This is a genomic window from Turicibacter sp. H121, assembly GCF_001543345.1.
Taxonomy (GTDB): Bacteria; Bacillota_I; Bacilli_A; order MOL361; family Turicibacteraceae; genus Turicibacter; species Turicibacter bilis.
This window is the reverse complement of sequence record NZ_CP013476.1, coordinates 644,713-658,939: the sequence shown is the minus strand read 5'-3', so window position 1 is coordinate 658,939 and position 14,227 is coordinate 644,713. Positions and strand designations below refer to the sequence as shown.

The 14,227-nt window shown below is 34.7% G+C and carries 14 protein-coding genes and 1 pseudogene; 10 read left to right on the top strand and 5 right to left on the bottom strand.

Going from position 1 to position 14,227, the window contains the following annotated elements:
• Nucleotides 1-162: 162 nt before the first annotated feature.
• Entirely contained in the window at nucleotides 163-1,470 is a 1,308-nt protein-coding gene (locus AT726_RS03270; RefSeq protein ID WP_068758999.1) for an IS1380 family transposase, read from the bottom strand.
• 316 nt (nucleotides 1,471-1,786) lie between these two features.
• Nucleotides 1,787-1,927 (bottom strand): annotated as a pseudogene (locus tag AT726_RS13530) (transposase); the annotation flags it as partial.
• On the opposite strand from AT726_RS13530, the gene AT726_RS03265 reads away from it, so the two are divergent.
• Nucleotides 1,871-2,062, top strand: a complete 192-nt coding sequence (locus AT726_RS03265) for a hypothetical protein (RefSeq protein WP_068758998.1) — start codon at nucleotides 1,871-1,873, stop codon at nucleotides 2,060-2,062. The pseudogene AT726_RS13530 and the gene AT726_RS03265 sit on opposite strands and share 57 nt — an antisense overlap.
• Before the next feature lie 379 nt (nucleotides 2,063-2,441).
• Here AT726_RS03265 and AT726_RS03260 read toward each other — a convergent pair whose 3' ends face one another.
• The gene (locus tag AT726_RS03260) at nucleotides 2,442-2,852 is read right to left on the bottom strand and encodes a hypothetical protein (protein WP_068758997.1); all 411 of its coding nucleotides are present in this window, start codon (nucleotides 2,850-2,852) and stop codon (nucleotides 2,442-2,444) included.
• A gap of 244 nt (nucleotides 2,853-3,096) precedes the next feature.
• Here AT726_RS03260 and AT726_RS03255 point away from each other — a divergent pair, with 244 nt between their 5' ends.
• The 6 genes from AT726_RS03255 to AT726_RS03230 all read left to right on the top strand — a co-directional run bounded on the left by AT726_RS03255 (nucleotide 3,097) and on the right by AT726_RS03230 (nucleotide 8,880).
• Nucleotides 3,097-3,555, top strand: a complete 459-nt coding sequence (locus AT726_RS03255) for a DUF805 domain-containing protein (RefSeq protein WP_068758996.1) — start codon at nucleotides 3,097-3,099, stop codon at nucleotides 3,553-3,555.
• A 310-nt stretch (nucleotides 3,556-3,865) separates the two neighbouring features.
• On the top strand, nucleotides 3,866-4,810 hold the full coding sequence (locus AT726_RS03250) for an ABC transporter substrate-binding protein (RefSeq protein ID WP_055242377.1): 945 nt from the start codon (nucleotides 3,866-3,868) through the stop codon (nucleotides 4,808-4,810).
• Nucleotides 4,803-5,783 carry a FecCD family ABC transporter permease gene (locus AT726_RS03245; protein ID WP_068758995.1) on the top strand — a complete coding sequence of 327 codons (981 nt, stop codon included), beginning with the start codon at nucleotides 4,803-4,805 and terminating at the stop codon, nucleotides 5,781-5,783. Before AT726_RS03250 ends, AT726_RS03245 begins: the two co-directional genes overlap by 8 nt.
• A 2-nt stretch (nucleotides 5,784-5,785) precedes the next feature.
• Nucleotides 5,786-6,787 (top strand): FecCD family ABC transporter permease, encoded by a 1,002-nt coding sequence (locus AT726_RS03240; protein WP_055242373.1) that lies wholly within the window; start codon nucleotides 5,786-5,788, stop codon nucleotides 6,785-6,787.
• Nucleotides 6,788-6,806: 19 nt separating this feature from the next.
• Nucleotides 6,807-7,592 carry an ABC transporter ATP-binding protein gene (locus tag AT726_RS03235; RefSeq protein ID WP_068758994.1) on the top strand — a complete coding sequence of 262 codons (786 nt, stop codon included), beginning with the start codon at nucleotides 6,807-6,809 and terminating at the stop codon, nucleotides 7,590-7,592.
• 19 nt (nucleotides 7,593-7,611) lie between these two features.
• Nucleotides 7,612-8,880 carry an MFS transporter gene (locus AT726_RS03230; protein WP_068758993.1) on the top strand — a complete coding sequence of 423 codons (1,269 nt, stop codon included), beginning with the start codon at nucleotides 7,612-7,614 and terminating at the stop codon, nucleotides 8,878-8,880.
• 12 nt (nucleotides 8,881-8,892) lie between these two features.
• Here the strand turns inward: AT726_RS03230 and AT726_RS03225 are convergent, their stop codons facing one another.
• Nucleotides 8,893-9,906 (bottom strand): helix-turn-helix transcriptional regulator, encoded by a 1,014-nt coding sequence (locus tag AT726_RS03225; RefSeq protein ID WP_068758992.1) that lies wholly within the window; start codon nucleotides 9,904-9,906, stop codon nucleotides 8,893-8,895.
• 392 nt (nucleotides 9,907-10,298) lie between these two features.
• Here AT726_RS03225 and AT726_RS03220 point away from each other — a divergent pair, with 392 nt between their 5' ends.
• A complete protein-coding gene (locus AT726_RS03220; protein WP_055306058.1) occupies nucleotides 10,299-10,619 on the top strand; it encodes a hypothetical protein in 321 nt (106 codons plus the stop codon).
• 850 nt (nucleotides 10,620-11,469) lie between these two features.
• On the opposite strand, the gene AT726_RS12485 is transcribed toward AT726_RS03220, so the two are convergent.
• Nucleotides 11,470-11,631 carry a DUF1540 domain-containing protein gene (locus AT726_RS12485; protein WP_082704863.1) on the bottom strand — a complete coding sequence of 54 codons (162 nt, stop codon included), beginning with the start codon at nucleotides 11,629-11,631 and terminating at the stop codon, nucleotides 11,470-11,472.
• Between the two features lie 172 nt (nucleotides 11,632-11,803).
• Between AT726_RS12485 and AT726_RS03215 the strand changes: the two genes are divergently transcribed.
• On the top strand, nucleotides 11,804-12,769 hold the full coding sequence (locus AT726_RS03215; RefSeq protein WP_237257875.1) for an alpha/beta hydrolase: 966 nt from the start codon (nucleotides 11,804-11,806) through the stop codon (nucleotides 12,767-12,769).
• 887 nt (nucleotides 12,770-13,656) lie between these two features.
• The gene (locus AT726_RS03210; RefSeq protein ID WP_068758990.1) at nucleotides 13,657-14,220 is read left to right on the top strand and encodes a hypothetical protein; all 564 of its coding nucleotides are present in this window, start codon (nucleotides 13,657-13,659) and stop codon (nucleotides 14,218-14,220) included.
• Nucleotides 14,221-14,227 lie beyond the last annotated feature (7 nt).

Here is a 14,227-nt window from a genome sequence, read left to right as displayed (position 1 = left end):
GCTGTGGACAGACTAAATTTTAGTCTAAACCACAGCTTTTTATCGTTTTGATTTTAAATTTGAGTCAATTGATACTCCAAATCTCTAAAAAAGGGTAGACTCCCCCCTTGGTGATGTGTTTCTCTAAAAAATATCTCATTTTCAAAGAACGACTTCAGTCACTTACTCTAACTGAATGGCCTGAATCGTTTTTAAACAGTGATGGAAAACTTCTTTGTAAGGATGGTGACTACAGAGTTTGAACATGATTCTTCGTGATTGTTTCACTCGCTTGGCAGCGATTTTAATGAGTTTGATCCGTAAGGTTTCAATCTGCATCTTAGAAAACTCATGAGGTAATGTTAATCGTCTGAATCCATTGATGAGATTGTAAGCTAACACCATGAGTTGAATTCGGTTAACATTTGTCATCCAGTGCTTATGACTGACTTTATCCATTCTAAATCCATTTTTACACTCTTTGATATAGTTTTCCATCGTCCCACGTTTAGCGTATAGACTGATAACCATCTCCGGTCTTGTTTCCATGTTCGTCACTAAAAATAAATAATCGGGAATAAGTTCGCCTGCTTTTCGTCTCACTTGAACGATGACACGTCTTGGCCGATCCCAACTTTTTGCTTGATACTCAAACTCCCCATAGAATTGTTGAGAATATTGAAGTGAACACTCTTCCAAAAAAACATCCATTACTTCTTTAGCTAAACGATAGAGAGTAGCATTTGCCTTTAAACGGATCACATAGTTTGTGTTTAACGTTTCGCATAACTTATACAGTTCCTTATGAGCAAATCCACTATCTCCGCGAACGATTCGATAGCTCGATGGAAACCTCTTTTGATAGTGTGATAATAAGGGACCGATAAAAGAAACGATATTTCGTGAGGTATAAACATTCCCCGCACGAAGCTCAACTTTTAAACAGTCTCCAGTCATTCCATCAAAAACCATGAGAGGATGAAAGCCTTGTGCTTGATAGTGGGCATTAAAGGCCTTCCCATATTGATGACCATAGGTTTGAAAATGAGTGGAATCCACATCAAAAATAAAATGATGAGGCGTTTCGACTTGATAAAATTGCGATAATAGTTTTTGATTGATGAGTTCAAATTGCTTGCTTGTTTCCTTCGTCAATCGATGAGTAAAACGAGATAAAGTCGGTTGAGAAGCTAACGAGGGCTTATCAAGCAAAGTAGTTAATAAAGGGTCAACTCGTAACTCATCCGCATCATCAGCACAGTGATAACCAGCAATGGTTTGATAAATTTGTTGGAGACAGAGGTCGTGATTCGTATGAGTTCGAATCGCCTGATCAGTCTCTAAATAAAAATACTGTTTTAAGAGTTCTGGAAACTTCATGTGATGCATAAATTCTTGGATTAACAACAGTCCTGCATCCGACGTTAAATCCCCACCCTTGAAATTAAATTTAATCTTTTTATTGAAACGAAGTTGTTCTTGATGTATCATAAAAATGTAATCTCTCCTTAGTTTTGGTTTGGCGATTAAAACGATATCAAAAGAGAGATTATTTTCATAGTAAAATGCTTCACTTAAAAGGTGAAATAAAAAATAAAGAAAAAGCGTTGATTCCACTAAGGACTCAACGCTTTTTACATTTTTATAGTGAATAATTTAGGATATTATTTTAAGAGCGTGTATCGAAATGACTGAAGCTTTATAGTCATAGACATATACGCTGATTCTTTGTCAAATAGTGTTGCTGATTAAGGTTCTTTGTCAACTGGTGTGGGTGAAGAAATTCTATATATGTAACCAAGAGGAATTAAGCTACTCTTTGAGTGGTTTGATTCCTTTTATTTTTTCGTTCAAAGGTGTACTTGTGGATGATTAAAATTCTAGCTTTGAAATGATAGAAACTACGGTATCCAAAGGCGATACGTTTAATGACTTTAATTTTGTTATTGAAGCGCCAACGGCTGTATATCTACAAAATGCAAAGTGGCGTTTATTCTTAGACTATTACAGTATTCGTGGAGAGGGACAAGGCTATGTCCTATTTATTTCACAGAATATTGATAAAGGAAAATTTGTGCGTTGAGATAGGTATTTAGTTTTGGATATGGATTTAAGCATAGAACAATTTTAACAATTAAGATGGAAGAGTATGAGAGAATTAAAAATAATCAGTGGGATTAGCATAAGTCCAGAGATGTTTTTCACAGTATAAAAACTAAAGTCCTAGTAGTTGAGGATTAGAATGTCTATGACAATCTTCTAGATGATTCAAGCTCTATCAGTCGAGTAAAGCTATGAGTTCTTGAACTTACTGCGTAGTATAGACTATCTTAAAGGTAATTCTCAACTCAGCCTGTTATAAAATTATGAAAAATATTTTTATTTCTATAAAGGTATTTGTATTAATAGTAGGTAGGAAGTAGATTGGGATTATAAAAAAAGTGTTACATTATTTTTTAATACTAATCTGTTTGTGAAGGCAATATGTTTGATTTTAGTTGGTTTAATTCTTCCGTTAGTCTATCGACTTCACTATAAAGGTTGTCAAAGTTTTCTTGTCGATATTCACTTCGTTGTTGACTCACGGCTTCTCCTTGGCGAGCTAATTGGAATCCTCTTTGTTGAACCATATTCTGACTAGTGACAGCGATATCAAGGAGGGCTCCAGAAACGACATATTGCTCAAAGATATTTAAATTGATATTAATTAAAATAGTTACGACAGTGATGACTAGAATGTACTCAGTAGGATCTAAATCGGCAATAAAGGCTAAAAATTCACTGTCTGTGAATCCATACTTATGACTGCTTATTCCAGCAAATGCATCGAAGTTTAAAAGTGTATCGTAATTACCGGATAGAATAATATTCACCCCCTTTATGATAATAGTCTTGCTAACATATTATATGAACATTAGTGAGGGCAAAAGCCTGATAAAAAACATCCATAATTTTAAAAACGTTTATGATAAAGGATTATACTATTTAAGGAATGATATCGCATTTGAGGTGAATTTGTTTTTTATTGAAAGGGAGGAGTTGAGAGAACGTTTTGATGATGAAAACATAGAATATATATTGTAGTTAGATTTTAATGTGGTTTTAGGAGGGATTAGGATGACATTTGTAGGGGCTTTTAAGTCATTTTGGAAAAATTATTTTAATTTTAGTGGTCGTGCATCAAGACGTGAGTTTTGGTTTGTTGTTCTTTGGAATATGATTATTGGTGCCGTTTTAGGATTTGGATTAGGTCTTTCTTTTGTTGGCATGATGGCATCTGCCGTTAGTTATGGGGATGGTTTTTCTGCGAGTACTGTTTTTGTCTCATTGTTTGGAGGTTTGTTAGCTATTTATAGTTTAGCAGCTCTTATCCCGTCATTGAGTTTATCCGTTCGTCGCTATCATGATACGGGATTATCAGGTTGGTGGTTTGCTGGATTGTATGTTGTTAATTTAATTATTGTATGGGCAGCCAGTGGGCTATTTTGGTCAGTCATCAGTTTATTGATTAGTATTGTCATGTTAGTTATTACATTGTTACCAAAGGATCATTTTGTAAAGCAAGATGAAGAATAGAATAAAAAAGTTGAAATTGAAAGTCTAATTTTTCCGTATGGGTTTAACAATGGAATAATTTCAATAATACGATGGAAGAGTATGAGATAAATTCTCATACTTTTTTATTTGAGAATGAAAGGTAAATGGAGATTAGGGCATAATAAAAATAGATTTATTAGTTTAATATAGGAATAATAATTATATAAGATGATAAAATAATTAAAAAAGGTGAAAAACTTGTCTGCAAGAAGCTTATTTTGTATAATTCTCTTATCAGTTAGCGGGTGCTAACTATAAAGTTTATAAGAAATAAAAAAGGAGCGTTAATATGAAAAAGACAGTTTTATTATTAACTAGTGTTTTTGTTTTAATGTTAGGGCTTGTAGGATGTTCTAGCAGTGATAAAGGTTCAGATGTAAATGTTGAAATGCGTACGGTAACGGATGTAAAAGGTGAAGTTGAAATCCCGGTCAATCCAAAACGTATTGTTGATATTAGTGGAGCAAGTGATATTTTATCTATTTTAGGATATGACGTCATCGGAACAGCAAATAGTGATGGTTATGATTATACGAAATTCCCTACTTATTTAGAAGATGTGTTAGGTGATGCACAAATTTTAGGTTATAGCATGTTAGCTGAAATGGATGTTGAAGCGATTATTGCTTTAGAACCTGATTTAATTGTAATCTCAACGGTTCAAGAGAAAATGTATGATCAATTATCAAAAATTGCACCAGTTGTCATGGTTGAAATGAAGCAAGTAGATTGGAAAGAAGATTTCATGCATGTTGCAAAAGTATTCGGTAAAGAAGAAGCAGCGACAGCATGGATTAATGACTATTTAGCAAAAGCTGAAGAAGTTGGAAAACAAATTAAGGCAACTTATGGAGAAGATAGTTCATATTTATCATTTTTAGCAAGTGCAGGAAGCTTATTTATCTTCGACCAAGCTGGTATTGGATCAATTTTATATAATGATATGGGATTAGCAAAACCAGCTGGGATGCCTCAACAAGAAAATATTAGCTTACCAGTTGTTTCACTTGAAGGGCTAGCAGAAATCGATGCTGATTATATTTTTGCTATCGGAACAGATGAAGATCTAGCAACATTAACAGCAAGCAGTATTTGGAATGGTACGAAAGCTGTGAAAGAAGGAAATGTAGTTACATTACCTGCAAGTCCATACTTTAACCAAGGTTATAGCCCAATTGGACGTTTAGTGTTCGTTGAAGAAGTACAAAATTTATTAGCGAGCATGCATGAATAAGAAATTAGTTTTTCTTGTTACGTCGTGTAGTTTATTCGCAATAATCGGGCTAATTGTTGCGATTTGTGCAGGTGCAAAGAGTATTCCTTTGCAAACTGTATGGGACAGTATCTTTCATTACGAAGATGTTTTAGATATGCAATTAGTTAGAGATGTTCGAATACCAAGAGTTATTTGTACCGCCTTTGTAGGCGGTCTTCTTGGTATTACAGGGGCCATGATGCAAGGTGTTACAAGAAACCCTGTAGCGGAACCATCTTTAATGGGGATTACACAAGGAGCAACGTTTGCGATTGCTTTAGTAGGTGCTAGCTCTAGTTTATATGGGCTACTAGGTAATACGTTAGCAGCCTTTATTGGAGCGTTAGTAAGTGGATTGCTAGTTCTTGGATTTAGTATGAAAAGTGCACGAAATATGAATATGTCGCGCTTACTACTAGCCGGAACGGCATTAAGTACGTTCTTTATTTCAATGGCAACCGTTATCGCATTACTAACGAATAAGTCACAAAATTTAGCGTTTTGGATTTCGGGTGGTTTTCGTGCCACGACATGGGAGAGTGTTCAATTAGTCATCATAGTGGGCGGAATTGCGACAATTATTTCCCTTTTTTTAGCGCCTAAAATTAATATTGTCAACTTAGGTGAAGATGTCTGTATTGGGCTAGGACAAAATCCCGTGCGAATCCGAATGCAGACATTGTTGCTAATTATTCCGATGTGTGCGGTGTGTGTGGCTGTGGCTGGAAATATTGCGTTTGTCGGTTTAATTGTACCGCATATTGTTCGTAAAATTTTAGGGCAAGATTATCGTGTGATTATGCCGGTGTCTTTTTTATGTGGGGCTACGCTTGTGATTTGGTCAGATGTGCTCGCACGATTAGTGAATCAACCGTATGAAACACCGATTGGATTATTTACGTCATTAGTTGGTGTGCCCTTATTTATTTGGATGGTTAGAAAGGAGAGTTAGGATTGAAAAAACGTTTAATGATCGTCAGTATCATCATGAGTCTTCTTTTGGTTGCTGTCTTTTTACTAGCGGTTAGTTGGGGAAGTTATACGATGTCCATCGGTGAAGTGGTGAGTACTTTATTTGGTGGGGGATCTAAGCTTCAGTCAACGACAATTTTTGATATTCGATTACCTCGAATCTGCGTTGCGATGGTGGTAGCGGTTTGTTTATCGACATCAGGGTGTGTTTTACAAAGTGTGACACGAAATGAGTTAGCTGAACCTGGAATGATTGGAATTAATGCGGGGGCTGCTTTAGCAGTTGTTCTGTTAATTTCTTCAGGGCAAACGACGTATTATAGTACGATTGGAGACGCCTCATTATTCGTGATGCCGATTGTCGCGATTGTGGGTAGTTTGATAAGTGGGCTACTTATTTATCGTTTAAGTTATAAAAAAGGGGTCTCACCCACTCGTTTAATTCTGACAGGAATTGGAGTGAATGTGGGGATTAATGCGTTCATTTCGTTATATCAATTAAATATGGCACAAGGTGATTATAACCAAGTGTTAACGTGGATTAGCGGAAGTTTGTGGGGAAGTAGTTGGAAGTTCTTCTATTTGATTACTCCATTAGCTTTAATTTTCTTGGGATTAACGATTTGGAAATCAAAGATTTTAGACGTATTAGATTTAGGTGATGAAATTGCCATTGGCCTTGGGGTGAAAGTTGAAAAAGAGCGCAAGATTTTATTTATCTATGCGATTACATTGGCCGCTTTAGCAACATCTGTTGCAGGAAATATTGCTTTTCTTGGATTATTAGGGCCACAAGTGGCGAAACGTTTAGTGGGACCGGTTCATAGAAGACAAATACCAATGGCAGCTATCGTTAGCTGTATCATTGTATTATTTGCAGATTCAATTTCAAGAAATGTCTTCTCACCAATTGAAATTCCAGTTGGAATTACAATTGCGATTGTAGGGGTACCGTATTTTATCTATTTAATGCTAAAAGAATAAGAAGTGTCGGAGGAACAAGATGGAAGCTATTAAAGTGACAGACTTAGATGTGGCATATGAACAAAAATATATTATTAAAAATATGAATTTAGAGATTCCTAAAGGAAAAATTACGATGATTATTGGATCGAATGGTTGTGGAAAATCGACGTTATTAAAGACCATTGCTCGTATCATTACACCTAAAAAAGGTGAAATCCAATTAAATGGTGTAAGTATTCAACAACAAGCACCCAAAGAGATTGCTAAGAAAATGGCTGTCTTGCCACAAAGTCCAATTGTTCCCTCAGGTCTTTTAGTGAAAGAATTAGTGTCTTATGGCCGATTCCCTTATCAAAGTGCAATGGGTGGTTTAAAACAAGAAGATGTTGAGATGGTGAATTGGGCGATGAAGGTAACTGGAATTGCTGAATTTGCAGAACGTCCGGTGGATAGCTTATCAGGTGGACAACGTCAGCGTGCTTGGATTGCGATGGCGCTGGCTCAAGATACCGAAATCTTAGTGTTAGATGAGCCGACAACTTATTTAGATATGGCGCATCAATTAGAAATTTTATTGTTATTACAAAAGTTAAATAAAGAAGAAAATCGCACGATTGTCATGGTGTTACATGAACTTAATAATGCGACGAAATTTGCCGATTATTTAGTTGGGGTGAAGGATGGACAGGTCGTGTTTTCTGGTCATCCACTTGATGTGATTACAAAGGATAATTTACGTACATTGTATGGTATTGAAGCAACCTTACAATTAGATGAGAGCAAGCAGTATCCAATCTGTGTGGATTTTAATATTGAGAAGTAAGGGTTAAAAAGGAGACGCTATGTCGAAAAAGTTGTATGATAAAAATTTTAATATCTTAGTATTGGGGCAAATCATTTCTTTATTTGGGAGTTCGATTCAACGATTTGCTTTATCTTTGTACTTATTAGATTTAACGGGATCAGCCAGTGTTTTTGCGACGATTTTGGCGATTTCAATGATTCCAGTCGTCCTTATTTCACCGATTGCTGGGATGTTAGCGGATCGTGGAGATAAGAAAAAGTTAATGGTCCTTTTAGATGTATTAAGTGCGGTTTTATTAATGGCCTATGCAGGTGTTGTGTTTAATAGCAATGATCATGTATTCATTATTGCAACGGTGATGGTCTTGTTATCAACGATTTCAACGATTTATCAACCAGTTGTCAGCACGTGTATTCCAGTGATTGTCGCCGATGAGAATTTAGTTCGTGCGAATGCGATTATTCAACAAGTTTCGTCATTGAGTAATTTCTTAGGCCCAATTTTTGCCGGGATGTTATATGGATTCTTTGGGATTACCGGGGTTGTTGTGTTGAATATGGTGAGTTTCTTATTCTCTGCGATACTAGAGCTATTCTTAGATATTCCTCATGAGAAAAAAGAGGGAAAAGAAGCCTTTGCTTCGGCTTTTGTTTCAGATATGAAAGAAAGTTATACGTATTTAAGATATAAAAATCCGATTGTGTTCCGTATGCTTTTATTCTCAGGGTTTTATAATTTATTTTTGGTTCCGGTATTCAGTGTCGCAGCGCCTTATTTAATTAAGGTGACATTCGGATTATCGGCTGAAGTTTATGGATTAGCTGAGGGAATGATTGCACTAGGGATGATTCTAGGTGGACTCATTATTACATGGAAGCCAGCGAAGTTTCACATTAAACGCGTGCATCGCTTACTCTATTTAACGTCGATTTCAATGGCAATGATGGGCGTATCTGTCTTTTTATTCCAAGTTGGTCGTAGTTCAGCGTTAGTGAGTGTGGCATTGTTTACAGTGTTTGGAATGATCATCATGGGAGTGCTTGGAATTGCTAATGTTTTAAGTGCGACTTATTTATATCAAGCCACTGAAAGTTCAATGTTAGGAAAAATTTTAGCGTTTGGTTCAGCATTTGCTACTTTATGTATCCCACTGGGACAAATTTTATTTGGTGGATTAATTGAAGTATTAACAGGGCATATTTATTGGTTAATTTACATTGCTGCTATTTTAGTATTCGGTGTCACATTACTTGTTCGTTGGAATGTATTATTAATTAAAGAAGATAATAAAAACCAGTCAGCGTAAGTTGACTGGTTTTTATTTTTTACTATTATTTCGGTATTGAAGTGGGGTACATTCAAAGGTTTGTCGAAACATTTTAATAAAGTTGCTCGGATATAGGTAGCCTACTTTTTGAGCAATTTCAGCAATTCTTAAATCGGTTGTACAGAGAAGGTTTGCTGCAACTGACATCCGTAAAGAGGTTGTAAATTCACCAATGGACATATGATAGTAATGGGAAAACCCCGCTTTGAGTTTTTGTGGATGAAGTAGAACCATTTCACTGAGTGTTTCGATTGTCGGTGGATGTTCGATTTGTCGGCTCAAGATGTCATGAGCTTTTTGGATGCTTTGAATATCTTGAGCATTTAAGTGTAGGTAACGGTTCGTTCCAATTTGAACTTTTCCATAATCTAATTGATTCGTAAATGTATTATTCGGCGATTCTTCAATTGTTTGAATAATAATGGAAATACATTGTAGAATATAGCTTTCTAATTGTAGTGGATCGAGTATATTTTTATTAGAAAGAGTCTGCATCGTTTGGATAATAGAAATAACTTCTAGTGGAAGATAATGATACGTATAGTTTTTAACGAATAAATCAAAATCAAGTTCTGTTTTTAGTAATGGTTGGATAATATCAGTAAAATAATCCTCATAAATGGTGATTTCGGCTCCGTGAAAATGTTGACCTGTACTCCATATTTGCTTCCCCTTTAATCCTTGTTCAACGACAAAGAATGAGGAAGGTTTGAATGAAGAAACCGGCTCATTATCTAATTGAAATTCTGTCGTTCCTTTATACACGGTACCAAAACGGACGAGACGTTGTGGATTATTAAATTGAATCGAGAAAGGATGATCAATGGTATAATCGGCAATACCAAAATCGTAGTACCCAGGACGTTCATATAATAGAAAACATCCATTTTTAGGCGTATTAGGATCAGTATAAAGTGTACAGTATTTTTCCGAGTTTGGAAGGAATTTCAATTCAGTTAACACTGTTTCTCGGAATTGTTGTGCAGTTTGAACATAGTTATGCATATAGATGACCTCTTGTTGTTGATATAATATATAAATCTAGATAAGTTTTTTTACATCGTAAAAAATAGGCCTAAGCTATGAGCTTAATCTTCAATTAAGCCACGTAGCGTAGGGAACCCAAGCCCTACCAGCGGTAGATACATTTTCTTCGAAAATGGTAGGTGACCCCCACACTATAGGATGCCTTGGTATAAGTGGTTCATCAAATAAGTCTGATGTAGAGGGGTAAGATATATCTCTGTTCCTATAATAGATTAGTTAATAATTAACTTTAAAATGAGATGACGTATATGTAGAAGTATATCACAGATATTAAGAGAAATTTTAAAAATGTAATTCATAGAATATAAATGTTTTGTGTGCTATAATACAGGTGTTAAGGAGGAATGTGGATGGCACTAGGGATCTTATTGATTTTTATGATCAGTTTGTTTGTGGTGACGTTGATATGTGTGGCATTATTATGGATAGCAAAGCGTGAACGCTTTAATCAAGTGATGGTATGGCTTTGTTTTTTAATTAGTTGGTATATTGTATATTTATCCGTTAGTTCATTACCAACTAATTATATTATTTCAAAAATGATTGCATGGCTGATTGGTGGAGTAAGTCTTATTGGAATGGGGTGCTTCTTTAAGAAAAAATTATTACTGGCAAAGATTTTTATCACGTTATCGATTAGTTTAGGGATTATCCAATTATTTTTCTTTTAAATATATAAGAAGTGACTTTTGTAAATCAGTTAATCATTTATACAGTGGTGGGAAAACTTCACGCGAGTGGAGTTTTTTTATCTATATATAAACCGAAAAGTATTTTACATCTAAGGTAGCAAATAAAAAATACTAATCTATTTTACCTATCAAGACATCCTATAGTTCAGCTAAAAATTTTCTCTCAAGAAAATTTATCTGGACTTATATATTCATTGATACAAAATATGCTTAATGGAATAGGATAGAAAAGAAGGTCATTAATGAGCAGGTAATAACCCAATAGATTAAACTATAGAAGTGTAGCAATATTTTGAAAAAAACAGTAAAGTAACAAAGAAAGAAGTATAGAAGTTATATAGAAATAAGGATTAGTATTTTTTAAGTCATGTGTGGAAGGATAAAAAGTAAGAGGCATTTTATAATATCTCTTATGATTTGTATTTATTCATTTTTTATCGAAATATGTATAGAGGGAGATAGTTAAAATTATTGTTTAAGAATATATAATGTAAGAAGTTTGAATCATTTAATAAGAATAGGAAATATTTTTGTGAATTTATTTAACAGTGTATTAAGTAATAACTTTGAACTTGTGCCCTACTAGAGGAGGAAACATTCATCTGTACGTATTTAACAGTGCATCAGGTGATAACTTTGAATTAGCCCCACCAGTGGAAGATTTGCTTCACATTGTTTAGAAGTGGGGGCCCCGCCCCATAGCCTACCAGTGGAGGAAAGCTATGACCTTTTTCTGCGAAAAAGTCACATAGCGTAGGGAACCCATTTCCTAGGAAATTGAAAAGCTAGACCGATGGGTCTAGCTAAAAGATATTAGGAGAGGATGAAGTTATTCAAGTTCAAATGATTGACAATCTGTACATTCGACTTGAGTTGGATTTTTTTCGTGTGTTCCAACTTTAATTGTGTCTAGTTTGCAGTAGTGTTTATTTTTATTGTTAAATTTACAACTGCTGACGTTACATTTGATACTAGGATTTTTATCTAACATACCAAATCCTCCAGACTTAGAAGTTTGTTGTGTACCACAACGATTATAGTATATGAAGGATAATGTCGAATATGAGTGTAAAAAGTTAACAATCTACAAAGTTTGAAGAACAAAATAATGTCTGTTATAATGAGAATAAATAATTTGAAGTTAAAAGTAATGAGGTGATATCATGAAAAAGAAGAAGGTTGTGATTGGATCTGGGATTGCGGCAACGACAACAGTAGCTGCTTTAGGTGCTGCAACTTGGATTATTGGTGGAATGGTCTATGATGGGACCGTTGGAAAGAAACCCTCTGTGAAAGCAGAGGATATGGAACAGTTTTATTCCACGCGAGAGGATAAAGTGTTAGATACTCTTGCAAATTATGAACATGAGACCGTATTTGTTAAAAGTGAAGTTAATGATTACGAAGTTGAGACACTGAGTATTAAAGCTAACGAGGAAACATCAGATGCGATGATCGTTGTACACGGAATCGGAAGTAATTATCATGAAGTCTTAAATGTTGCTTTTAATTACTTAGAAAATGGGTATAATGTTGTCGTTTATCATCAACGTAATACGGGATTAACAGGTGGGGATAATTATACGTTTGGATTATATGAACGTTTTGACTTAGAAGCTGTTGCACAATATACTCGTTCCCTTTATCCAGATGGAATTGTCGGTGTACACGGATTTTCAATGGGAGCTGCAACATCAACGATGCATACCGAGTTAAATGAAGAAGCAAGAAATGTTGATTTTTATGTGCTAGATGCGCCATATCATACGATGGAGAGTGCTGTTGAATTAGGGATTATTGCAGAAGATATTCCATTTTTACCAGTTAGTTTTGCCAAATGGGCGGGGAATGTTGTCTTGAAGTTAAAAGAACATTTAACTTATGATGATATTCAGCCTGTTGATGCGGTAAAAAATATTAGTGTTCCTGTTCTTTTAATTCATGGAACAGACGATAAAGTGACGCCACCTGAAAGTAGTCAGTATATTTATGATGCAATTCCACATGAAAATAAAAAATTATGGTATATTGAAGGACTCGGTCACTGTGAGGCTGATAGTCTCATGGAGAAAGAATATTTTGACGGAATTTATCAGTTTATTAATGCCTATGTGAAGCCAGGAAAATAATCCTGGTTTTTTTATGGCCAAATCCAAATTTATATTGTAAAAAAATCATCTATATTACTTTTTGTAAATTTTATGAATATATATCCAATTTATAGGAATAATATCGAAGGTGACAAATTTACAAGATTATTTTCACGTATTGAGATAGGAGATTATCAACTGGAGTAGTATTATGAAGACATCAAGAGCAAGGAGATGATACAATGAAACGATTAATAGAAGTTCTTCGAGTGATTGTGTTAGTAGTGATGGCTGGTTATGATGAATATACCTTTGAACTATATAAGAAGTAGTTATTTTTTATATTAACAAGAGTTTTATTACTTTTATAATTAGGCAGTGTTCATGATGGCTTAAGACTTTAGTTGGAATGTAGAGATGTAAAAAAATTAATCTGTTTTTAGATAGAAACTGAATAAAGGAGGTTGATGATGAAGGCAATCTTAGAAGTTGTAAAAGTAATTATCTGTGTGGTGTTATTAGGATATCAAGAGGAAAAGTCGGAGTGTCAAAGATGCAAGTAGAGATGAAGGGTCCGAATATCGTAAAAATTTGATGATTTAGGCTTTTTTTCAAGATAAATCTTTTGAGGTATAAGGGATATAATAAGACGCATAGAAACCGAAATATATTTCATATTTTTGGAATCAATCTTAGTTCATCAATCGCTTTGAGACGGGGAAACCTGGTATTTTCGAAGAAAATGTATCTTCCACTGCTAGGAGGTTCCCTACGCTAGTAGGGGTTATTTTCTACGATATGAAAAACTTATCAGGACGTATATATTTAACATCCCCAAAAGGAAAGTTTGTCTTTTTAGAGGATTAACTAGTTATTTTGAATTGAATTAACCGATATTAAGGTATATGGAAATGGAGGTATATACAATGAGACGTTTTAGATGGATGGGGATGTTACTAGGCGGTGCAATATTACTAGGTGCATGTTCATCAAAGAAGTTAAGTGAATCTGATCAGTTATTAATTGATCAATTAGTCGAAGACTATCAAATATACTTTGATTTTCCGTTAGTCTTGAATGATTTTTCAGCAACAGTTCAAAAGGAAGGGTCACTTGTCGATCAGGAAACGAATGAACCGATTTATGAGGGGGATCGTGTGACTTTAATAAGGGGGAGTGAGCCTAAGGATAATGAAGTGATTCGTGTGACTGGTGAGTATAAAGAGGGGGATTTAAATGGAATTTTTGTTGAAATTCATTCGGAGCCAACGGAATACAGTGAAGAAAGTTTAGAACAATTGGCAGTTGCTTTTTTATCTGAACATGACATCGCTAAACAAGTTTCACTCATTGATCAAAAAGTAAAAGAAAATGAGCGCGAAATAATTTTTCGCTTTAAAACGGAACGGGATACTGTCATTAAAGTTTATGTTAATCAAGATTTAAAACAAGCTGTTGGTTTTTTAAAAACAGATGGTGAAGATCTATAACAAAAAA